17 protein-coding genes are annotated in these 22179 nt (G+C 75.8%); 12 read left to right on the forward strand and 5 right to left on the reverse strand.

Annotated elements, in window-relative coordinates:
• The first annotated feature begins 20 nt into the window (after nt 1-20).
• Nucleotides 21-503: a hypothetical protein gene (locus ACRYMY_RS10050; protein WP_432547119.1), complete on the forward strand. Its 483-nt coding sequence runs from the start codon at nt 21-23 to the stop codon at nt 501-503.
• On the opposite strand, the gene ACRYMY_RS10055 is transcribed toward ACRYMY_RS10050, so the two are convergent.
• Entirely contained in the window at nt 481-2514 is a 2034-nt protein-coding gene (locus tag ACRYMY_RS10055; protein ID WP_432547120.1) for a 3-hydroxyacyl-CoA dehydrogenase NAD-binding domain-containing protein, read from the reverse strand. The genes ACRYMY_RS10050 and ACRYMY_RS10055 overlap by 23 nt on opposite strands.
• Nucleotides 2514-3740, reverse strand: coding sequence for a thiolase family protein (locus ACRYMY_RS10060; protein WP_432547121.1), 1227 nt, complete (start codon nt 3738-3740; stop codon nt 2514-2516). Before ACRYMY_RS10060 ends, ACRYMY_RS10055 begins: the two co-directional genes overlap by 1 nt.
• 189 nt (nt 3741-3929) lie before the next feature.
• Between ACRYMY_RS10060 and ACRYMY_RS10065 the strand changes: the two genes are divergently transcribed.
• The 5 genes from ACRYMY_RS10065 (at nt 3930) to ACRYMY_RS10085 (ending at nt 12593) form a co-directional block, all read left to right on the forward strand.
• The gene (locus ACRYMY_RS10065) at nt 3930-5780 is read left to right on the forward strand and encodes a hypothetical protein (protein ID WP_432547122.1); all 1851 of its coding nucleotides are present in this window, start codon (nt 3930-3932) and stop codon (nt 5778-5780) included.
• 71 nt (nt 5781-5851) lie between these two features.
• Nucleotides 5852-7198 (forward strand): magnesium transporter, encoded by a 1347-nt coding sequence (gene mgtE / locus ACRYMY_RS10070; RefSeq protein WP_432547123.1) that lies wholly within the window; start codon nt 5852-5854, stop codon nt 7196-7198.
• A 252-nt stretch (nt 7199-7450) separates the two neighbouring features.
• Nucleotides 7451-10699: an isoleucine--tRNA ligase gene (ileS, locus tag ACRYMY_RS10075; protein ID WP_432547124.1), complete on the forward strand. Its 3249-nt coding sequence runs from the start codon at nt 7451-7453 to the stop codon at nt 10697-10699.
• Nucleotides 10696-12243 carry a bifunctional folylpolyglutamate synthase/dihydrofolate synthase gene (locus ACRYMY_RS10080; protein ID WP_432547125.1) on the forward strand — a complete coding sequence of 516 codons (1548 nt, stop codon included), beginning with the start codon at nt 10696-10698 and terminating at the stop codon, nt 12241-12243. Before ileS ends, ACRYMY_RS10080 begins: the two co-directional genes overlap by 4 nt.
• Nucleotides 12240-12593 carry a DUF4233 domain-containing protein gene (locus ACRYMY_RS10085; protein WP_432547126.1) on the forward strand — a complete coding sequence of 118 codons (354 nt, stop codon included), beginning with the start codon at nt 12240-12242 and terminating at the stop codon, nt 12591-12593. The genes ACRYMY_RS10080 and ACRYMY_RS10085 overlap by 4 nt, the downstream gene beginning before the upstream one ends.
• Nucleotides 12594-12694: 101 nt before the next feature.
• Here ACRYMY_RS10085 and ACRYMY_RS10090 read toward each other — a convergent pair whose 3' ends face one another.
• Both ACRYMY_RS10090 and ACRYMY_RS10095 read right to left on the reverse strand, forming a co-directional pair.
• A complete protein-coding gene (locus ACRYMY_RS10090) occupies nt 12695-14128 on the reverse strand; it encodes a sugar porter family MFS transporter (RefSeq protein WP_432547127.1) in 1434 nt (477 codons plus the stop codon).
• 72 nt (nt 14129-14200) lie between these two features.
• Nucleotides 14201-14455 carry a hypothetical protein gene (locus tag ACRYMY_RS10095; protein WP_432547128.1) on the reverse strand — a complete coding sequence of 85 codons (255 nt, stop codon included), beginning with the start codon at nt 14453-14455 and terminating at the stop codon, nt 14201-14203.
• Nucleotides 14456-14548: 93 nt separating this feature from the next.
• Here ACRYMY_RS10095 and ndk point away from each other — a divergent pair, with 93 nt between their 5' ends.
• Together ndk and ACRYMY_RS10105 are read left to right on the forward strand one after the other, a co-directional pair.
• The gene (gene ndk / locus ACRYMY_RS10100) at nt 14549-14986 is read left to right on the forward strand and encodes a nucleoside-diphosphate kinase (protein ID WP_432547129.1); all 438 of its coding nucleotides are present in this window, start codon (nt 14549-14551) and stop codon (nt 14984-14986) included.
• A gap of 113 nt (nt 14987-15099) precedes the next feature.
• Nucleotides 15100-15492, forward strand: coding sequence for a VOC family protein (locus tag ACRYMY_RS10105; RefSeq protein WP_432547163.1), 393 nt, complete (start codon nt 15100-15102; stop codon nt 15490-15492).
• A 146-nt stretch (nt 15493-15638) separates the two neighbouring features.
• Here the strand turns inward: ACRYMY_RS10105 and acs are convergent, their stop codons facing one another.
• Entirely contained in the window at nt 15639-17618 is a 1980-nt protein-coding gene (gene acs / locus ACRYMY_RS10110; RefSeq protein WP_432547130.1) for an acetate--CoA ligase, read from the reverse strand.
• Between the two features lie 87 nt (nt 17619-17705).
• On the opposite strand from acs, the gene ACRYMY_RS10115 reads away from it, so the two are divergent.
• From ACRYMY_RS10115 to sufU, 4 genes are read left to right on the forward strand one after another with little or no spacing between them, the layout of a single operon-like run.
• Nucleotides 17706-18914 (forward strand): LLM class flavin-dependent oxidoreductase, encoded by a 1209-nt coding sequence (locus ACRYMY_RS10115; protein WP_432547131.1) that lies wholly within the window; start codon nt 17706-17708, stop codon nt 18912-18914.
• On the forward strand, nt 18911-20335 hold the full coding sequence (locus ACRYMY_RS10120; protein ID WP_432547132.1) for an NtaA/DmoA family FMN-dependent monooxygenase: 1425 nt from the start codon (nt 18911-18913) through the stop codon (nt 20333-20335). Before ACRYMY_RS10115 ends, ACRYMY_RS10120 begins: the two co-directional genes overlap by 4 nt.
• Entirely contained in the window at nt 20332-21663 is a 1332-nt protein-coding gene (locus ACRYMY_RS10125) for an aminotransferase class V-fold PLP-dependent enzyme (RefSeq protein WP_432547133.1), read from the forward strand. Before ACRYMY_RS10120 ends, ACRYMY_RS10125 begins: the two co-directional genes overlap by 4 nt.
• Nucleotides 21663-22094 (forward strand): Fe-S cluster assembly sulfur transfer protein SufU, encoded by a 432-nt coding sequence (gene sufU / locus ACRYMY_RS10130; RefSeq protein ID WP_432547134.1) that lies wholly within the window; start codon nt 21663-21665, stop codon nt 22092-22094. Before ACRYMY_RS10125 ends, sufU begins: the two co-directional genes overlap by 1 nt.
• Nucleotides 22095-22179 lie beyond the last annotated feature (85 nt).

Consider the following 22179-nt stretch of genomic DNA (forward strand, 5'->3'; position numbering starts at 1 on the left):
GCCGCACCCGTTGCCCGCCCGTGGACCCGCTCCGCCTGGCCAGGGCGCTCGCCGTCGTGAACACCGTCGCCGACGGGCTCGTCGTCGCCGGCTACCAGCGCACGTACGACCTGCCCCGCTCGCGGCGGCGGCTGGGCCTGCGCGCGGCGCTCGTCGCCGGGTACGCGGCGGTGCTCGCCGCGGACGACCTCGTCTGGGCGGTGGAGACGGGCGCCCGGCCGCCGCAGCCGGAGGACGCCGCGCTGCAGGCGCACGAGTCGGCGCTGCTGGTGGTCACGGGCGCGAACGCCGTCGCCTGGGGGCTGGTGTGGTGGGCCGGCCGGGGCGTGCCGCAGGCGATGCGCCGCCGGGGCGTCGCCCGCCCGAACGCCCTGCTCGGACCCCTGCTCGGCGCCGGGACCGCGATCACGGCCGCTCCCGGCCACTGGGCGTACGCCCGGGGCCGCGCCGCCGAGGTGGCGCGGACCCGGGCGGCGGCCGTCAGTGGAACCGGCGGCCGGTGACCCGCTCGGAGGCGCCGACCCGGTCCAGGTAGGGCGTGATCCCGCCGGTGAACAGCGGGTGCCCGGTGCCCAGCACGAGGCACACGTCCACGTCCTCGGGCCCGGCGACGACGCCCTCGTCGAGCAGGCGGCGCACCTCGTCGGCCAGGGCGTCCTGCACGCGCCGCAGCAGTTCGGGCGCCGGGACGGGGTCCGTCCCCTGCTGCAGGACCTGCTGCGCCGCACCGGTCTCCTCGACGGGCCCCTTGCGGGTGACCAGGTCCGGCCCGCCGGCCTCGACCCAGCGGCGCAGGTTCTCCGAGACGCGGTAGCGGTCGGGGAACGCGGCCGCCAGCGTCTCGTGGACGTGGAGCATGACGGCCGGGCCGACGAAGGAGGCGAGCCGGAACGGGGTCATCGGCAGGCCCAGCTCGTCGAGGGCGTGCTCGGCCTCCAGCAGGGGGGTGCCCGCGTCCACGGCGCGCACGACCTCGTCGAACATCCGGGTGGAGACCCGGTTGACGACGAACGCGGGCGCGTCGCGCACGAGGACGCAGGTCTTCTTCAGCGCCCGGCCGACGGCGAAGGCCGTGGCCAGCGCGGCGTCGTCGGTCCGCTCGGTGCGCACGACCTCCACGAGCGGCAGGACGGCGACGGGGTTGAAGAAGTGGAACCCGACGAACCGCTCCGGGTGCTCCAGGACGCTCGCCATCTCCGTCACCGACAGGGAGCTGGTGTTCGTGGCGACGACCGCGTCGGGCGCCAGGAGGGGTTCCAGCTCGCGCAGCACCGCCTGCTTGACGCCCATCTCCTCGAACACCGCCTCGACCACGAAACCGCAGTCGGCCAGCGCCGCCTTGTCGACGGAACCGGACACCGCGGCGCTCAGGCGGTTCGCGGTGTCGGCGTCGATCCGCCCCTTGCGCGCCAGCTCGGCCACGCCCTCGCGCACGAACCCCACACCGGTCGCCACGCGCTCCTCGTCGACGTCGGTGAGGACGACGGGCACCTGCAGGCGGTGCAGGAACAGCAGCGCCAGCTGGCTGGCCATGCGCCCGGCGCCGACGACGCCGACGGAGGTGACCGGCCGGGCCAGCTCCGCCGGCGGTGCCCCGGCCGGAGCCTTGGCGCAGCGCTGCACCAGGTCGAAGGCGTACAGCCCGGCCTTCAGCTGCGGCGACAGCACGAGGTCTCCCAGCGCCTCGTCCTCGGCCGCGAAGTGCTCCTCGCGGCCGCTGGTGCGGGCGGCGGCCAGCAGGTCCAGCGTGCGGTACGGCGCGGGGGCGGCGCCGCGGACGCGGGCGTCGGCGACGGCGTGCCCGCGCTCGACGGCGGCGTTCCACTCCGCCTCGCCGGCCGGCTCGGGGCGCTCGACGACGACCTCGCCGCGCAGCACCCGCCCGGTCCAGCGCAGCGACTCCACGAGGAAGTCGGCCGGGTGGAACGCGGCGTCGGCGATGCCGCGCTCGGCGGCCTGCGGCCCGGTGAGGGTGCGGTTGCCGGCGAGCGCGTTCTCCACGGCCACCTCGACGGCGACGTCCGGGCCGGCGGTGCGCGGCAGCAGCCAGGTGCCGCCCCAGCCGGGCACCAGGCCCAGGTGCGCCTCGGGCAGCCCGAGGCCGCGGGCGGCGGTGGACACCGTGCGGTAGGTGGCGTGCAGCGCGGTCTCCAGCCCGCCGCCGAGGGCCAGGCCGTTGACGTAGGCGAACGTCGGGACGGGCAGCTCGCCCAGCCGGCCGAGGACGGCGTGCCCGAGGCGGCCGGTGGCCAGGGCCTCGGCGCGGTCGGTCGCCGTGGCCACGGACTTCAGGTCGGCCCCCGCGCAGAAGACGCCGCGCACGCCGGTGACGCCGACGGCGACGACGCCCTCGGCGGCGACGAGCCGCTCGGCCTCCTCCAGCGCCGCGCCGAGCTCCTCCAGGCCGGCGGGCCCCAGGACGAACGGCTTGCGGGCGTGGCCGCTGTCGAGGGTGAGCAGGGCCAGGCGGCCGGGGCCGCCGGGCAGGTCCAGGGTGCGGACGTGGACGGGCATCAGTCGCGGTCTCCTTCGAACGCGGGGTTCTCCCAGACGACGGAACCGCCCTGCCCCAGGCCCACGCACAGGGCGGTCAGGCCGTAGCGGACCTCGGGGTGCTGGGCGAACTGCCGGGCCAGCTGGGTCATCAGGCGCACGCCGGAGGCGGCCAGCGGGTGGCCGATGGCGATGGCACCGCCCCAGGGGTTCACGCGCGGGTCGTCGTCGGCGATGCCGAAGTGGTCCAGGAAGCTGAGGACCTGCACCGCGAACGCCTCGTTGAGCTCGAACAGGCCGATGTCGTCGATGCTCAAGCCGGTGCGGCGCAGCACCTTCTCGGTGGAGGGGATCGGCCCCAGGCCCATCACGCCGGGCTCCACCCCGGCGTAGGCGAACCCGACCATCCGCATCCGGGGGGCCAGGCCCAGCTCGGCCGCGGTGTCCTCGGCGGCGAGCAGGCACGCGGTGGCGCCGTCGGTCAGGGGGGAGGCGTTGCCGGCCGTGACGCGACCGTGCGGGCGGAACGGGGTGCGCAGCCCCGCCAGGCCCTCGACGGTCGTGTCCGGGCGGGCCAGCTCGTCGGCGGTGGCCAGGCCCCAGCCCTTCGCGGAGCTGGCCACGGCGACCGGGACCAGGTCGGCGCCCACGTGCCCGTCGGCCACGGCCCGCGCGAACTTGCGCTGGCTGGCCGCGGCGTAGGCGTCGGCGCGCTCCTTGGTCAGCTGCGGGAACCGGTCGTGCAGCGCCTCGGCGGTCTTGCCCATGTCGAGGGCGTCGGGGGAGACGATGCGCTCGGCGAGGAAGCGCGGGTTGGGGTCCAGGCCCTGCCCGAGGGGGTGGTGGCCCATGTGCTCGACCCCGCCGGCCAGCGCCACGTCCAGCGCGCCGACGGCGATCGAGGCGGCGGTCGTCGTGACGGCGGTCATCGCGCCGGCGCACCAGCGGTCCACGGCGTAGCCGGGGGTGGTGACGGGCAGGCCCGCGAGCAGCGCGGCGCTGCGGCCGAGGACGAGGCCCTGGTCGCCGCTCTGCGTGGCGGCGGCGACGGCGACCTCCTCGACCCGCTCGGGCGGCAGGGACGGGTTGCGGCGCAGCAGCTCCCGCAGGCAGGCCACGACGAGGTCGTCGGCGCGCGTCTCGGCGTGCAGGCCGTCCGGGCGGGCCTTGCCGAAGGGGGTGCGGACGCCGTCGACGAACACGACGTCCCGCGCGCGGGCGTGGGCGGGTGGGGCGGTGCTGGCCACTGGACCTCCTCGTCACGGGCGGCGCCGGTCTCGCGGCACCGGGGCTCCCCGCACAGTACGCGCTCGGGCGAGGTACGCGGTACCGGGCGTGACAGGTACTTCCGCGGCCGGTTGTGGTGGGGTAGCCGGGCAAGCGCTTTCCGGTCTCCGGGCCGGACCGCAGCACCCACCGATCGAGGAGGATCGCCCGTGCTCGCACGTCGCACCGTCGTCCAGACCGCCGCCGCCACCGCCGCCACCGCCGCGGCGGCCGTCGCCGCCCCCGCGACCGCCGCTCCCGCGGAGCCGCAGCGGCGGGGCGAGCGCCGCCGCCCCGTCACCGGGCCCGACCGCGCGTTCGTCGACCGGCTGCGCGCGGCGGCCGGGGCTCAGGTCGAGCCCGTCCTGGCCGCCTACCCGGAGCAGGCCGCCGGCCTGTGGCAGAACCGCGCCCTGGCCCGCAGCCTGCGCCGGCTGGTCGCCGTCCACGCCGACCCCGGCGCCGCCCGGTACCGCGACCGCGCGCTGCTGCCGCACCTGGACGCCCTCGTCGCCGCCCTGCGCTCGACCCAGCACGCGGACGGCCTGTGGAGCCAGGGCAACCTGCACACCCCGCCCGACAGCGCCTTCGTCGTCAACGACCTGTGCAAGGCGCTGGCGCTGCTGGAGGCCGACGCCGACCCGTCGGCGGCGGGCGTGCGCGAGGGCGTGCGCGCCCTGCTGCGCGCCGTCGGCCCCGCCCTGGCCACCGGTGGCGTGCACACCCCCAACCACCGCTGGGAGATCTGCAGCGCGCTGGCCCGCCTGGACGCCCTGCTGCCCGACCCGGCGCACTCGCGGCGGATCGAGGAGTGGCTGGCCGAGGGGATCGACGTCGACGAGGACGGGCAGTACTCCGAGCGCTCGGTCATCTACACCTTCGTCGTCGTCAACCCCGCCCTGCAGGTCCTGGCCCGGCTGACCGGGCGCACCGAGCTGCTGGCCACGGTCCGCCGCAGCCTGGACGCGCAGCTGCTGCTGCTGGAGGACGACGGCACCGTCGAGACCGTCCACTCCCGCCGGCAGGACCAGAAGGGCCGCCAGGACGTCGCCGAGGGCGTGCTGGTCTGGCGCGAGGCCGCGCTGGCCGACCGCGACGGCCGCTGCGCCGCCGTCGTCCGGCGGATCGACGAGCGCACCGACGAGACGGCCCGCTCCTTCGACGGCGACGCCTGGGCGGACGTCCTGCTGCACCCCGAGCTGGCCCGCCGCCTGCCGCCGTCCGCCCCGCTCGGCACCGACGGCGAGCACGTCCTGGCCGCCTCCGGCCTGGCCCGGCTGCGCGCCGGGGACGCCACGGCCTCGGTGTTCGCCGGCACCGACGGCGGCGAGGACCCCGACCGGCCCGGCCCGATCGCCTCCGGGCTGTCGACGAACCCGACGTTCCTGCGCTGGCGCCGCGGGGCGGCGGTGCTGTCCTCGGTGCGGCTGGCGCCCCGGTTCTTCTCCACCGGCCACTTCCGCGCCGACGGCCTCGACGTGCTCGGGGACGGTGCCTACCGGCTGCACCAGCGCATCACCGCCGGGTACTGGCAGCCGCTGGCGCCCGCCGACCGGCGGCCCGACGGCGACTACGACCTCACGCCCGACGGCCGCTTCTGGGCCGCCATGTCCTTCGACCGCCGCCCCCGCGAGGCGCGCGTCCTGGAGACGACGCTGGACCTGCGCGCCGTCGACGGCGACGTGCGCGCCGGGTTCGACCTCGCCTTCGCGGTGACCGGCACCGAGGGCGAGGGGGAGGTGCCCGCCGTGGTGGAGCTGACGTTCACCGGCGACGGTGAGCTGTCCGGCACCGAGGAGCTCGAGGACGGCGTCCACCAGCTCGTCGAGGGCCACGGGACGTGGACGTGCGGCGGGGACGTCATCCGCTTCGGCCCCGGCACCGGCTCCGGGCCCCGTCAGCCCGCGTACGTGGACCCCGGCGAGCGGTACACGTGGCTGGGCGGCGACCTCGTGCCCGAGGGCACCCGCGTGCTGCTGACCACCACCGTGCCGCGCGCCTGGACGCTGCGGCTGCGCTGACGCGTCCCGGGGGAGGCGGGAGCGGGCGGGCGCCAGGGGACCGGCGCCCGCCCGTCCGGTAGACAGGCGCCGTGGCCGACCGCGACACCGACCTCGCCCTCGACCTGCCCGCCCTCGCCCGCGGCGGCGACGTGCGGGGCCTGCGCGCCGCGCTCGACCCGCTCGACGTGCCCGCCGTCGTCGACGAGCTGGAGCGCGTCGACGCCCTGACCCGCGCCGTCGCCTTCCGCGCGCTGCCCAAGGGCACGGCGCTCGCCGTCTTCGAGGACCTGGACCCCGCCCTGCAGGGCGAGCTGCTGCAGGAGCTGCGGGAGGAGGCCGTGCGCGACATCGTCGCCGGGCTCGACCCCGACGACCGCGCCGGCCTGCTCGACGAGCTGCCCGCCGGCGTCACCGCGCGGCTGCTGTCCGGGCTGACCGCCGACGAGCGGCGCATGACCACCGACCTGCTCGGCTACCCGCCCGAGTCCGCCGGGCGGCGGATGACCCCGCAGGTCGTGGCGCTGCCCGCCGGGCTCACCGTCGGCAGCGCGCTGGCCCACGTGCGCCGGCACGGCGAGGACGCCGAGACCATCTACACGCTGCCCGTCGTGGGCGCCGGCCGGCACGTGGAGGGCGTGGTGTCCCTGCGGCGGCTGTTCGTCACCGACGACGACGTCCCCGTCGCCGACGTGCTCTCCGACCCGGTCGTCGTGCGCGCCGACACCGACCAGGAGGTCGCCGCCCGCGTCGTGCGCGACCACGGCCTGGTCGCCGTCCCCGTCGTCGACGCGGAGGACCGCCTGCTGGGGGTGTTCACCGTCGACGACGCCATGCGCGTGCTGGAGCACGAGGAGGACGAGGACACCGCGCGCGCCGGCGGTTCCGAGCCGCTGCGCAAGCCCTACCTGGCCACGAGCGTCCTGGGCCTGGTGCGCAGCCGGATCCTGTGGCTGCTCGTGCTCATCGCCGCGGCCACCCTGACGGTCAGCGTGCTGGACGCCTTCGAGGACACCCTCGACGAGGTGGTCGCCCTGGCCCTGTTCGTGCCGCTGCTCATCGGCACGGCCGGCAACACGGGCGCGCAGGCGGCCACGACCGTCGTGCGCGCCACCGCCGTCGGCGACGTCCGCTTCCGCGACCTGCCCCGCGTGGTGGGCCGCGAGGCCGTCACCGGCCTGCTGCTGGGCACCGGTCTCTCGCTCATCGGCGCGGTGCCCGCCAGCCTGGTCGCCGGGCCGGAGATCGCCCTCGTGCTCGCCCTCGCCCTCGTGGTGGTCTGCACGCTGGCCACCACGGCCGGCGCCTTCACGCCCATGGTCGCCAAGCGCGTCGGGCTGGACCCGGCCGTGGTCAGCGCGCCCTTCATCACCACGTTCGTCGACGCCACCGGCCTGGTCGTCTACTTCCTCATCGCGCGGGCCGTGCTGGGGTTGTGAGCGGCGAGTAGACTCGTCCGCACAGGCGTCGACCCGGCCATCACCGGTGAGCCTCCGGAAGAACAGGCCCCGCCCGCCGGGCGGTGCCCCACTAGACCCGGACGGGTCCGGCCCGTGACAGCCGGACGACGAGCGGTCGTCGTCGCGTCCCCGCGCGGGGGCCCGCCGGCGGCAAGCGGGGTGGTACCGCGGCACCGCCGGCCCCGGCGGGAGTCGTCCCCGCGGGCCAGCGCGCACCGCGGAGGAGCACCCGTGTCCGACCAGCCGGACGTCGAGCAGGACCAGCAGCCCGGCACCCCGACCAGCAGCCCCCGGTTCCCCGAGATCGAGCGCCGGGTCCTGGACTCGTGGGCCGCCGACGGCACGTTCCGCGCCAGCGTGGACGCCCGGGCGGGCTCCGCCGCCGGCGAGTTCGTCTTCTACGACGGCCCCCCGTTCGCCAACGGCCTGCCGCACTACGGCCACCTGCTCACCGGGTACGTCAAGGACGTCGTGCCGCGCTACCGCACCATGCGCGGGCAGCAGGTCGAGCGCCGCTTCGGCTGGGACTGCCACGGCCTGCCCGCCGAGGTGGAGGCCGAGCGCCAGCTCGGCATCACCCACAAGTCCGAGATCGAGACGATGGGCGTGGCCGCCTTCAACGACGCCTGCCGCACCTCCGTGCTGCGCTACACGCGCGAGTGGGAGGAGTACGTCACCCGCCAGGCGCGCTGGGTGGACTTCGAGGACGACTACAAGACCCTCGACACCGACTACATGGAGTCGGTGATGTGGGCGTTCAAGACCCTGTGGGACAAGGGCCTGGTCTACGAGGGCTTCCGCGTCCTGGCGTACTGCTGGCGCTGCGAGACGCCCCTGTCCAACACCGAGACCCGCATGGACGACGTCTACCGCGACCGGCAGGACCCGGCCGTCACCGTCGGGTTCCGCCTGAGCGGCGACGCGGCGCGCCCCGACCTCGACGGGGTCCTGGCGCTCGTGTGGACGACCACGCCGTGGACGCTGCCCAGCAACCTCGCCGCGGCCGTGCACCCGGACCTGGACTACGTCGTCGTCGACGGCACCGGCGAGCACGACGGCCGCCGCTTCCTGCTGGCCGAGGCCCGGCTGGGCCACTACGCCCGCGAGCTGGGCGAGGACGCCGCCGAGCGCGTCAGCGCCCGCTACCGCGGCGCCGACCTGCTGGGCCTGCGCTACACCCCGCCGTTCGACTACTTCGCCGGCCGCGACGAGCACGCCCACCAGGTCCTGGCCGCCGACTACGTCACCACCGACTCCGGCACCGGCCTCGTCCACATCGCCCCCGCCTTCGGCGAGGACGACAAGCTCGTCACCGACGCCGCCGGGATCACGCCCGTCGTGCCCGTGGACGCCCGCGGCCGCTTCACCGCCGAGGTCCCCGACTTCGCCGGCCAGCACGTCTTCGACGCCAACAAGCCGATCGCCCGCGCGCTGCGCGACGGCCTGCCCAGCGGGGCGGTCCTGCTGCGCCAGGAGACCTACGACCACCCGTACCCGCACTGCTGGCGCTGCGGCAACGCGCTCATCTACCGCGCCGTCTCCAGCTGGTTCGTGAAGGTCACCGCGATCCGCGACCGCATGGTCGAGCTGAACCAGCAGATCACCTGGGTGCCCGAGCACGTCAGGGACGGCTCCTTCGGCAAGTGGCTGGAGGGCGCGCGCGACTGGTCCATCAGCCGCAACCGCTACTGGGGCAGCCCCATCCCCGTGTGGGTCTCCGACGACCCGACCTACCCGCGCGTCGACGTGTACGGCTCGCTGGAGGAGCTGGAGCGCGACTTCGGCGTGCGCCCGGCCGACCTGCACCGCCCGCACGTGGACGAGCTGACCCGCCCCAACCCCGACGACCCGACCGGGAAGTCGACCATGCGCCGCGTCCCGGAGGTCCTGGACTGCTGGTTCGAGTCCGGCTCCATGCCGTTCGCGCAGGTGCACTACCCGTTCGAGAACACCGACTGGTTCGAGAGCCACTACCCGGGCGACTTCATCGTCGAGTACATCGGGCAGACCCGCGGCTGGTTCTACACGCTGCACGTGCTGGCCACGGCGCTGTTCGACCGCCCGGCGTTCCGCACCTGCGTCTCGCACGGCATCCTGCTCGGCGACGACGGCCGCAAGATGAGCAAGTCGCTGCGCAACTACCCGGACGTGTCCGAGGTGCTGGACCGCGACGGCTCCGACGCCATGCGCTGGTTCCTCATGAGCTCCCCGGTGCTGCGCGGCGGCAACCTCGTCGTCACCGAGCAGGGGATCCGCGACTCGGTGCGCCAGGTGCTGCTGCCGCTGTGGAACACGTTCAGCTTCTACCGGCTGTACTCCTCCACCTCCTCGCACACCCCGCGCTGGCGGACGACGTCCCCCGACGTCCTGGACCGCTACGTGCTGGCCAAGCTGCACGACACGGTCGCCACCGTCACCGCGCAGATGGACGGCTACGACATCGCCGGGGCGTGCGAGAGCGCCCGGCAGTTCCTCGACGTGCTCACCAACTGGTACGTGCGGCGCTCGCGCGCGGCGTTCTGGGACGGGGAGTCCGAGCGCGCCCGCGACGCCCTCGACACGCTGCACACGGTGCTGGAGACGACGACCCGGCTGCTGGCGCCGCTGCTGCCGCTGGTCAGCGAGGAGGTGTGGCGCGAGCTGACCGGCGGGCGCTCGGTGCACCTGACCGACTGGCCCGACCCGGTCGACCTGCCCGCCGACGACGAGCTCGTCGCGGCGATGGACGCCGCCCGCGCCGCGTGCTCGTCGGCGCTGGCGCTGCGCAAGGCCCACGGCCTGCGCGTGCGGCTGCCGCTGCAGCGCCTGGAGGTCCTCGTGCCCGACCCGGCCGCCCTGGAGCCGTTCGCGCAGCTCGTGGCCGACGAGGTGAACGTGCGCGAGGTGGCCCTGGGCACCCTGGCGGACGCCGCCCGGCACGGGGTCAGCGCCAAGCTGACCGTCAACGCCCGCGCCGCCGGCCCGCGGCTGGGCAAGCAGGTGCAGCAGGTCATCCGGGCCTCCAAGTCCGGCGACTGGGAGGAGCGCCCCGACGGCACCGTCGTCGCGGGCGGGGTCGAGCTCGTCGAGGGCGAGTACGAGCTGAGCACGACCGTCGAGGGCGGCGGCGGCGCGACCGCGGCCCTGGAGGGCGGTGGCTTCGTCGTCCTGGACACCACCGTCACCGAGCAGAACGCCGCCGAGGGCGTGGCCCGCGACGTCGTGCGCCTCGTGCAGCAGGCCCGCCGCGAGGCCGGCCTGCACGTGTCGGACCGCATCCGCCTGACGGTGGCCGCGGACGGGCCCGTCTGGGAGGCGCTCGTGCGCCACCAGGACCTCGTGGTCACCGAGACCCTCGCCCGGCAGTTCGGCTCGGCGGCCTCCGCCGACGCGCTGCCCGCGGAGCGGGCCACGCTGGTGGCCACCGTGGAGGGGCACGAGGTGCGCGTGGCCGTGGAGAGGGCCGAGGACACGGGCGAGAAGATCGAGGGGCAGCGGTGAGCGGGACCGAGGGGCGCGACGGGCGCGAGCGCGGCGAGGAGCACGGGCACCTCGAAACGGGCGCGCTGGAGGGCGACGCCTTCGGCGGGGACGCGTTCGGCGGCGACGGCCTGCGCCGCGGGCGGGTGCCGCAGGACCGGCGCCCGCCGGCGACCGCGGCCGAGCGCCGGCAGGAGCGCGAGCGCCGCGCCTCCGGCGTGGACGACGACCCGCGCTACGGCGAGGTCGTCGCCGGGATCCTGGGCCGCAACCCCGAGCACCGCATCCACCCCACCCTGGAGCGGGTGCGCGAGGCGTGCCGGCTGCTGGGTGACCCGCAGCTGGCCTACCGCGTCGTCCACGTCGCCGGCACCAACGGCAAGACGTCGACCACGCGGATGGTGGAGCGGCTCGTGCGCGAGCACGACCTGCGCACCGGGCTGTTCACCAGCCCGCACCTGTCGGAGGTCACCGAGCGCATCTGCGTCGACGGCGAGCCGCTGACGCGGGCCGCGTTCGTGCGCGCCTGGGACGACGTCGAGCCCGTCGTCGCGATCGTCGACGAGCGCGCGCGGGAGGCCGGGGACCCGCCGCTGAGCTTCTTCGAGGTCCTCACCCTCATGGCCTTCGCCGCCTTCGCCGACACCCCCGTCGACGTGGCGGTGGTGGAGACCGGCCTGGGCGGCACGTGGGACGTCACCAACGTCGTGCGGCCCGACGTCACGGTCGTCACGCCCGTCTCGATGGACCACGAGGCGTGGCTGGGCTCGACGCTGGAGGAGGTGGCCGGCAACAAGGCGGGGATCATCAAGCACGGCGCGACCGCCGTCCTGGCCGAGCAGGAGGAGGAGGCCGCGGCCGTCCTGCTGGCCAAGGCCGCCGCCGAGCGCGTCACCGTGGTGCGCGAGGGCCGCGACTTCGGGGTGGAGTCGCGCTCGCTGGCCGTCGGCGGGCAGCTGCTGTCGCTGCGCACCCGCGGCGGGCTCTACACCGACGTGCTGCTGCCCCTGCACGGCGCTCACCAGGCGCGCAACGCGGCCGTCGCGCTCTCGGCGGCCGAGGCGCTCATCGCCCTGCCCGGCGACCCGCTGGTGCCCGGGCTGGTGGAGGCGGCGTTCGCGGACGTCACCTCCCCGGGCCGGCTGGAGGTCGTGCGCACGTCACCGACCGTGCTGGTGGACTCCGCGCACAACCCCGCCGGCGCGCGGGCGCTCGCCGAGGCCGTCGCCGAGGCGTTCACCCTCAGCCGCCTGGTCGGCGTCGTCGCGGTCGCGGCGGACAAGGACGTCGAGGCTGTCCTGGCCGAGCTGGAGCCGGTGCTGGCCGAGGTCGTCGTCACCCGCTCCTCGACCTCGCGCAGTCTGGAGCCGGCCGAGCTGGCCGAGGTCGCCGAGGGCGTCTTCGGCGAGGACCGCGTGCACGTGGCCGAGCGCGTCGACGAGGCCCTGGCGACGGCCGTGGACCTGGCCGAGGCGGAGGGCGGCGCGCAGGCGGGAGTCCTCGTGGCCGGTTCGGTCGTTCTGGCGGGAGACGTCCGCACCCTGCTCAGGAGGCCCGGTCCGTGAGGAACCCCAAGAGGATGCTCGCCGCCACGACCCTCGTGGCCGAGGCGATGATCGTGTTCTTCGCCACGCTCGTGGCGTCCGCGCTCAACCGCGACCAGCAGACCGAGGTGCTGGTGGCCGGCGGGGTGCTGCTGCTGCTGTGCCTGCTGTGCACGGGGTTGCTGCGCTCGCGGGCCGGGTACGCGCTCGGCTGGGCGCTGCAGGTGGCGATCGTCGCCACGGGGTTCGTCGTGCCGCTGATGTTCGCCGTGGGGGCGGTGTTCGCCGTGCTGTGGGGGTTCGCCGTCTACTGGGGCGACCGGATCGAGCGTGAGCGGGCGGAGGTCGCCCGCCGCACCGCGGAGGACTGACGCCTCCCGAGCGGCCGACGCGCGAGGCCCCCGTCCCGACCGGGACGGGGGCCTCGCGCTGTGCCGGAGCTGCGCTGGACCGGGGGAGCGGCGGGGAGGGGTCAGCCCGCGCGGGCGGGCTCCTCGGCGCCCATCTCCTCCAGCTCGCGACCCTTGGTCTCGCGCACCGCGCGCCAGACGAACACGAGCGAGAGCAGCGCCAGCGTCGCGTACAGGCCGTAGGCGACCTGCAGGCCGATCCCGGCCAGGGCCGGGAACGTCGTGGAGACGGCGAAGTTGGCCAGCCACTGGGCGGCGGCGGCCACGGCCAGGCCCGCGGCGCGGATGCGGTTCGGGAACATCTCGCCGAGCAGGACCCAGACGACCGGGCCCCACGTCGCCCCGAAGGAGATGACGTACAGGTTGGCCGCGATCACCGCGACGGTGCCCCACGGCTGGGGCAGCGAGGGGTCGTCCACCGGGCCGGTGGCCTGCGCGAAGGAGATCGCCATGGCCGTCAGCGAGACGACCATGCCGGCCGAGCCGGCCAGCAGGAGCGGCTTGCGGCCGATCTTGTCGACGGTGGCGATGGCGATGAACGTGACGACGACGTTGGTGACCGAGGTGATGACCGACGTCGTGAAGGCGTCCTGCTCCTGGAACCCGACGGCCTGCCACAGCACCGTGGAGTAGTAGAAGATCACGTTGATGCCGACGGCCTGCTGGAAGACGGACAGCAGGATGCCGACCCACACGATCGGCAGCAGTCCCAGCTTCGGCCCGCGCAGGTCCCGCAGGCTCGGCTTGTCCTCGCGCTGCAGGCTCTTGCGGATGTCCGACACCTTGCGCTGGACGGCGTCCAGGCTGCGCGTGCCGAGGACCTCCTTGAGGACCTGGCCGGCCTTCTGCGTCTCCCCCTGGGCGACGAGGTAGCGCGGCGACTCGGGGATCTCCAGCGCCAGCAGGCCCCACACCACGGCGGGGACGACCTCGACGAGGAACATCCAGCGCCAGGCGTCCCAGCCGAACCAGGCCGACTCGGCGGCTCCGCCGGCGGAGTTCGCGATGAACGCGTTGGACAGCAGCGCCACGAAGATGCCGACGGTGATCGCGAGCTGCTGCAGCGAGGCCAGCCGGCCGCGGATGCGGGCCGGGGCGACCTCGGCGATGTAGGTGGGGGCGATGACGGAGGCCACGCCGACCCCGACGCCGCCGACGAACCGCCAGACGACGAGGTCCCACACGCCGAAGGCGAAGGCGGACCCCACGGCGCTGACGCCGAACAGCGCCGCGCCGACGATCATGACGATCTTGCGGCCGTACCGGTCGGCGATCCGGCCGGCGAACCACGCGCCGAGGGCGGCGCCCAGCAGGGCGCAGGAGACGGCGAAGCCGCTCAGCAGGTCGCTGAGGCCGAACTGCTCGGTGATGGCGCCGACCGCGCCGTTGATGACGGAGGTGTCGTAGCCGAACAGGAAGCCGCCGATGGCGGCGACGACGGAGATGAGGACGACCTTGGTGGTGGTGCCACCGGTGTCGTCACGGGTGTCTGACATACCGCTCCTCGTGATCGTTGCGCAGCGACACCGATGGTCCGCCCGGTCGGGGCGGCACGCGACCGGAGCCGCTCAGGCGTCCTCGCCGCGGGCCGTGGCCAGGTCGTGGGCGGCCAGGTCGACGGCCTCCTCGGCGCGGCGCGCGGCGTCGACGAGGCCGGCCAGCGCCGCCCCGTCCGGCACGCGCGCCGAGCGGGAGGCGTACGCCTTCGCCAGCGACCTCGCCTCCGCGGCGAGCTCGGCCAGCACCTCGGCGGCCTCGTCCGGGGCGGCGCGCAGCGCCCTCTCCTGGGCGCTGGTGTCCTCGCGGTCGCTGCGCAGGGCCACGGGCGGGACCTCCTCCTCGGTGCTGTCGCCCGTCGTGCGGGCCCGGGCATCCTGCCACCCGCCCCGCGGTGCCGCTCGGCTAGGGTGCGGCGCGTGGCTGAGACCGACGCGCAGGTGACCCTCGTCCTCGTCAAGCCCGACGGTGTGCGCCGCGGCCTCACCGGGGAGGTGCTGCGCCGGGTGGAGGCGAAGGGCTACGAGGTGGTGGCGCTGCAGATGCGCCACGCGGACCGCGAGCTCCTGGCCGGCCACTACGCCGAGCACGAGGGCAAGCCGTTCTACGAGCCGCTGGTCGAGTTCATGATGTCCGGGCCCGTCGTGGCGGCCGTCGTGCGCGGGCACCGCGTCGTGGAGGGCTTCCGCTCCCTGGCCGGCACCACCGACCCGACGACCGCCGCCCCCGGCACGATCCGCGGCGACCTCGGCCGCGACTGGGGGCTGAAGGTGCAGCAGAACCTCGTCCACGGCTCGGACTCGGACGAGTCCGCGCGCCGCGAGATCGGGCTGTGGTTCCCCGACTTCGGCTGCTGAGACGCCGGTGCTGAGGGCCGCGGGCCGATGAGTCCCGCGGGCCGCGCCGGTCACCAGGGGCAGGACCGCCCACCGGGGGCGGCGACGACCCGAGGGAGCCCGCCGTGGCCCGCATGATCTTCGTCAACCTGCCCGTCGCCGACAAGGAGCGCAGCAAGGGCTTCTTCACGGGGCTGGGCTTCGCGCTGAACCCGGACTTCGAGGACGAGGGCACCGCCTGCGTGGTGCTCGAGGAGAACATCGTCGTCCTCGTCCACGCGCCGGAGAAGTGGGCGCGGTTCCTGCACTCCGAGGCCGCCCCCGCCGGCACCACCGAGGTGATGCTCGCTCTGTCCGCCGGCAGCCGCGAGGAGTGCGACGACCTGCGCGCCCGGGCCCTGGCCGGCGGCGGCGCCGAGTACGCGCCGGCCATGGACCTCGGGTTCATGTACGGCACCAGCTTCCGCGACCCCGACGGCCACGTCTGGGAGGCGTCCTGGATGGACCCCGCATCTCTGCCCTCCTGACGGGTACGGCGCCGCCGCCCCACCCGCCACCCGCCGTGATCTTGCACTGAGTCACACCGGTCCCACCCGGTCCTTGGACCGGGAGCGGTGGGTGTGACTCAGTGCAAGATCACGGCGGGTGAGGGCGGGGCGGGGAGGCCCTGTCGTCAGGGGCGCGAGGCGGCGTAGCGCGCCCAGGCCTCCTCGACCGCGGCCAGCGCCGTCTCGTCCTGCAGCGACGTCACGTCCCCGCCGCCGCGCCCGGCGGTTATGTCCGCCATGAGCCGGCGCATGATCTTGCCCGACCGGGTCTTGGGCAGGTCGGGCACCACGACCACGTCGCGCGGCTTGGCGACCGGCCCGACGCGCTCGGCCACGTGCTCGCGCAGCGCCGCGGCCAGCCGGGCGTCGCCGGGGTCGCCCTCGTCCGGCGCGCCGCGGGTGATGACGAAGGCGACGATCCGCTGGCCCGTGGTGTCGTCCGGCGCGCCCACCACGGCGGCCTCGGCCACCCTCGGGTGCGAGACCAGCGCCGACTCCAGCTCGATGCTGGACAGCCGGTGCCCGGAGACGTTGAGGACGTCGTCGATGCGCCCGCCGATCCAGATGTAGCCGTCGGCGTCCTTGGACGCGGAGTCGCCCGCCAGGTACCAGCCCTGCGCGGCGTACGGCTCCCAGTAGCTCTTCACGAAGCGCTCGTGGTCGCGCCAGACGGTGCGGGCCATCCCCGGCCACGGGCGGGTGATGACGAGCACGCCCTCCTCGCCGGGAGCCGTCTCGCGGCCGGCGTCGTCGACGACGGTGGCGGCCAGCCCGGGCAGCGGTACCGTGCCCGAGCCGGGCTTGAGCGGCGTCACCCCGGGCAGCGGGGCCACGACCGCCGCGCCGGTCTCTGACTGCCACCACGTGTCGACGACCGGGCAGCGCCCGCCGCCGACGTGCTCGTGCAGCCAGCGCCACGCCTCGGGGTTGATGGCCTCCCCGACGGTGCCCAGCAGCCGCAGCGAGGACAGGTCGAAGCGCGCGGGCAGTTCCGGCCCGTGCTTCATGAACGTGCGCACGAGCGTCGGCGCCGTGTAGTAGGTCGTGACCCCGTACTTCTCGATGACCTCGAAGTGCCGGCCCGGGTGCGGGGTCAGCGGGGACCCCTCGTAGATGACCTGCGTCGCGCCGTTGGACAGCGGCCCGTACATCTCGTACGTGTGGGCGGTGACCCACGCCAGGTCGGCCTGGCACCAGTAGACGTCGTCGTCCTTGAGGTCGAACACCGCCCAGTGCGTCCAGGAGGCGTGCACGAGGTACCCGCCGCTGGTGTGCACCAGGCCCTTGGGCCGGCCGGTCGTGCCGGAGGTGTAGATGATGAACAGCGGGTTCTCCGCGTCGAAGCTGGGCGCCTCGTGCTGCGCGCTCTGGCGGTCGACGAGCTCGTGCCACCACACGTCCCGGCCGGGCGTCCACGGGACGTCGGGCGTGCGGGACCCGGTGCGGCGCAGCACGAGGACGTGCTCGACGTGGTCCAGCCCGGCGACGGCCTCGTCCGCGGCGGCCTTCACCCCGACGGCCTTCCCGCGGCGGAACTGCCCGTCGGTGGTGACCAGCAGCTTCGCGCCCGTGTCGGCCACGCGGAACCGCAGCGCCTCGGCGGAGAAACCCCCGAACACCAGCGAGACGACCGCGCCGATGCGCGCGCACGCCATCGTCGTGACGATCGTCTCCACGAGCACGGGCAGGTAGAGGACGACGCGGTCGCCGTGCCCGACGCCCAGCTCCTCCAGCGCGTTCGCCAGCCGGCACACCTCGTCCTGCAGGTCGGCGTAGGTGAGGGTGCGGCTGTCCCCGGGCTCGCCCTCCCAGTGCAGGGCGACCTTGTCGCCGCGGCCCGCGGCCACGTGCCGGTCCACGCAGTTGACGGCCACGTTGAGCTTGCCGCCGGTGAACCACCGCGCCGTCGGCATGGTCGAGCCGTCGAAGACCGCGTCCCACGGCTCGTCCCACTGCAGGCGCTGCGCCTTCTCGGCCCAGAACGCGAACGGGTCGGCCTCGGCGCGCTCGTGCTCGCCGGGCCCCACGTTGGCGCGGGCGGCGAACGCCGGCGGCGGGGGGTAGACGGGCACGTCGGTCGCGGCGGGGGCGCGGCGCTCGCTCATGGGCGCTGAGGCTACCGACGCGCGCGGGCCCGCCCGGACGGCGAGCGCGCCGGGAACACCCGCCGCCCGCGCGGTGCTGCTGCCGACGTGCTGCACCTCGCGATCGAACTGGACGGCGCCGGCCGCCACCCCGCGGCCTGGCGCCTGCCCGGCGCCGACCCCGGCGGGCTGTTCGGCGCCGCCCACCACGTCCGGCTGGCGCAGCTGGCGGACGCCGCCGACGCCGACCTCGTCGTCCACCCCGACGCCTTCGCGGACCGCTCCGCGCGCGACGGGGAGCAGCGCGGGCGGCTGGACGCCGTGGCGCTGGCCTCGCGGGTGGCGCCGCTGACCACCCGCGCGGGCCTGGTGCCGGTGGTGACGACCACCTGGACGGAGCCCTTCCACACCGCCAAGGCGGTCGCGACGCTGGACATCGTCAGCGCCGGCCGCGCCGGGGTGCAGCTGGACGTCTCGCGCACGGCGCAGGAGGCGCGGGCGTTCGTGCGCTCGGGCACCGGCGAGCCCGGCCGCGGCGCGGACGACGCGCTCGACCCGGCGGACCTGTGGGAGGAGGCCGCGGAGACCGTCGAGGCGCTGCGGCTGCTGTGGGACAGCTGGGAGGACGACGCCGTGGTGCGCGACGTGGCCACGGGCCGCTACGTGGACCGCGACAAGCTGCACCACGTCGACGTCGTGGGCCGGCGCTTCTCGGTGCGCGGACCCTCGATCACCCCGCGGCCACCGCAGGGGCAGCCGCTCGTCCTCGTCGCGGCCGACGACGGGCCCTCGCTGCGGGTGGCGGCCCGGCACGCCGACGTCGTGCGCGTGGCGGCGCCGGACCTGCCCGCCGCCGCGGAGCGGGCCCGGGCCGTGCGCCGCGAGGCGGCCGGCCGGCGCCCCGCCGTCCTGCTGGACGTCGAGGTGCTGCTGCGCCCCGAGACCACGGGGGAGGGCGCGGGGGAGGGCGCGGGGCGGGTGCTCGACCGCCTGGAGGGCTGGGCGCCGGGCCACCCCGCCCGCTCGCTGCGCCTGGCGGGCACGCCCGCCGACCTGGTGGCCCTGCTCGCCGACGTCGCCGCCGAGGCTGACCTGGACGGCGCCGCGCTCGTCCCGCTGGACCTGCCGGCCAGCCTGGAGCTGGTGGCCGCCGAGGTCGTGCCCGCCCTGCGCGAGCGCGGCCTGCGCCCGGCCGCCGACGGCCCCGCGCCCGCGCTGCGCGAGCGCTTCGGCCTGCCCCGCCCCGCGAACCGGTTCGCCACCCCGACGACGTCCAGCACGACCGCCGCCCCCAGCACCTCCGGAGCCCCCGCGTGAGCACCACCCCGTCCGGCACCGACCTGACCGCCCCGCGCCGCGAGGGCCGGCACCGCAAGCCCGTGCACCTGGGCGCGCACTTCCCCGGCGTGAACTCGACGACCGTCTGGCGCGACCCGCGCGCGGGCAGCCAGACGGACTTCTCGTCCTTCGCGCACATGGCCCGCACGGCCGAGCGCGGCCTCATGGACTTCTTCTTCCTCGCCGAGGGCCTGCGGCTGCGCGAGCACCGCGGCCGGATCGTCGACCTCGACGTCGTGGGCCGCCCCGACACCCTGCCGGTGCTCAACGCGCTCGCGGCCGTCACGACGCACCTGGGGCTGGCGGGCACGCTGAACACGACGTTCAACGAGCCGTTCGAGCTGGCCCGCCAGCTGGCCACCCTGGACCACCTCTCCGGCGGCCGGGCGGCGTGGAACGTCGTCACCAGCTCCGACGCGTTCACGGGCGAGAACTTCCGCCGCGGCGGGTACCTGGCCCACGAGGACCGCTACGCGCGGGCGCGGGAGGTCGTCACCGCGGTGCGCGGCTGGTGGGACAGCTGGGCCGACGACGCCCTCGTGGCCGACCCGGCGGCCGGGACGTTCGTGCGCGGCGACAGGGTCTCCGAGGTCACCCCCCGCGGCGAGCACGTGCGCGCCCGCGCCCGCGGGCTGCTGCCGCGGTCCCCGCAGGGCCACCCGGTCCTCTTCCAGGCCGGGGACTCCCCGCAGGGGCGCGAGACCGCCGCGGCGCTGGCCGACGCGGTCTTCACGGTCCACGGCACGCTGGAGGCGGGGCAGGCGTTCACGGCCGACGTCAAGGGGCGGCTGGCCGCGCACGGGCGGCGGCCCGAGGACCTGAAGGTCCTGCCCGGCGCCACGTTCGTCCTCGGCGACACCCCCGCCGACGCGCTGGAGCGCGCCCGCGAGACGCGGTTCCTGCAGGTCGGCCCCGAGCAGGCGGTCGCCCACGTCGAGGCGCTGTGGGGCCGCGAGCTGCCCGGGCTGGACCCCGACGGCCCGCTGCCCGCGAGCGACCCCGACCCGGCGGCGACGGTGACGCGGGGGCGGGTGCAGCACACCACCGACCCGGTCGCGACCGCGCGGCGGTGGCGGCAGCTGCAGGCCGAGCACGGGTGGTCGGTGCGCGAGCTCGTCGTCGAGGTCACCCAGCGCCAGCAGTTCGTCGGCACGCCCGAGCAGGTGGCGGCCGAGGTCGACCTGTACGTGCAGGCGGACGCCTGCGACGGGTTCATCCTGATCCCCAGCCTGACCCCCACCGGCCTGGACGAGTTCGTCGACCGGGTGGTCCCGCTGCTGCAGGAGCGCGGCGCCCACCGCACCGCCTACGAGGGCCCCACCCTGCGCCACCACCTGGGGCTGCCGGTCCCCGCGGCGCGTACCGTGGACGGCGAGGCGGCGGACGGGGAGCAGCGGTGACGACGGCCAGCACGACGAGCGCGGGGTCCACGACGGGGACCGGCGAGGAACCCCTGACCGAGGAGGAGGTCGCGCGCCTGCGGGCGGACTTCCCGGTCCTGGCCCGCACCGTCCGCGACGGCAAGCCGCTGGTCTACCTGGACTCCGGCGCCACGTCCCAGAAGCCCCGGCAGGTCCTGGACGCCGAGCGCGCCTTCTACGAGCAGCGCAACGCCGCCGTGCACCGCGGCGCCCACCAGCTGGCCGAGGAGGCCACCGACGCCTTCGAGGGCGCCCGCGCCGCCGTGGCCGGCTTCGTCGGCGCCCGCCCGGCCGACGTGGTGCTCACGAAGAACGCGACCGAGTCGCTGAACCTCGTCGCGCACGCCTTCAGCACCGCCACCGCGCTGGCCCAGCGCTCGGCCCGCCCCGTCGACCCGGCCTTCGTGCTGCGCGAGGGCGACGAGGTGCTCGTCACCGAGGCCGAGCACCACGCCAACCTCGTGCCCTGGCAGGAGCTGTGCCTGCGCACCGGTGCGGTGCTGCGCTGGGCCGGGGTGCGCGAGGACGGCCACCTGGACCTCGACGCCCTCGAGGCGCTGGTGGGCCCGCGCACGCGCGTGGTCGCCGTCACCCACGCCTCCAACGTGCTCGGCGCCCTCACCGACGTGCCGCGGGTGGTGGCCGCCGCCCGCTCCGCCGGTGCGCTGAGCGTCCTGGACGCCTGCCAGTCCGTCCCGCACCTGCCCGTCGACCTGCCCGCCCTCGGCGTGGACGTCGCGGCGTTCTCGGGGCACAAGATGCTGGGCCCCTCGGGCATCGGCGTCCTGTGGGGCCGCGGGGAGGTGCTGGAGGCCATGCCGCCGTTCCTCACCGGCGGCTCGATGATCGAGACGGTGCGGATGGAGGGCTCCACGTTCGCGCCCCCGCCGCAGAAGTTCGAGACCGGCGTGCCGATGACCGCGCAGGCCGTCGGCCTGCACGCGGCCGTCGACTACCTCACCGGCTGGGGGATGGCGCGCGTGGAGGCGCACGAGCGCGCGCTGACCGCCCGCCTGCTCGACGCCCTGGCCGACCTGCCGTGGGTGCGCGTGGTGGGCCCGCGCGCGGCCGCCGAGCGCACCTCGCTGGTGTCCTTCGCCGTCGAGGGCGTGCACCCGCACGACGTCGGGCAGGTCCTCGACGACGCCGGGATCGCCGTGCGCGTCGGGCACCACTGCGCCTGGCCGCTGCACCGGGCGCTCGGCCTGGCCGCCACCACCCGGGTCAGCTTCGGCCCGTACAACACCGCCGCCGAGGTGGACGCCGTCGTGCGCGAGCTGCACCGCGCGCGGGAGGTGTTCGCCTGATGGACCTGTACCAGCAGCTCATCATCGAGCACTCCAAGCACCCGCAGGGCGCCGGCCTGCGCGAGCCGTTCAGCGCGCAGGTGCACCACGTGAACCCCGTGTGCGGGGACGAGGTGACGCTGCGCCTGGACCTGGCCGGCGCGCCCGGCGAGGAGGTCGTGCGCGACGTCTCCTTCGAGGCGGAGGGCTGCTCCATCAGCCGCGCCTCGGCCTCCGTGCTGCACGAGCTCGTCGTCGGGCAGCCGCTCGAGCGGGCGCTGGCGGTGCGCACGGCGATGCAGGCGATGCTCACCAGCCGCGGCGCCGACACCGGCGACGAGGAGGTCCTCGGCGACGGCGTCGCCCTCGCCGGGGTGGCGCGCTACCCCGCCCGGGTGAAGTGCGCGCTGCTCAGCTGGGCGGCCTTCGCCGACGCCGTCCAGCGGGCCTGAGGAGGACCCTCCGGGCCCTCCCGCCCGGTGGGAGGCGCGCCTCTCAGGACCGATTTGACCGCGTGAGCGGCGCCTGCCTACTGTC

The organism is Kineococcus haloalkalitolerans (genome assembly GCF_050871905.1).
GTDB lineage: Bacteria > Actinomycetota > Actinomycetes > Actinomycetales > Kineococcaceae > Kineococcus.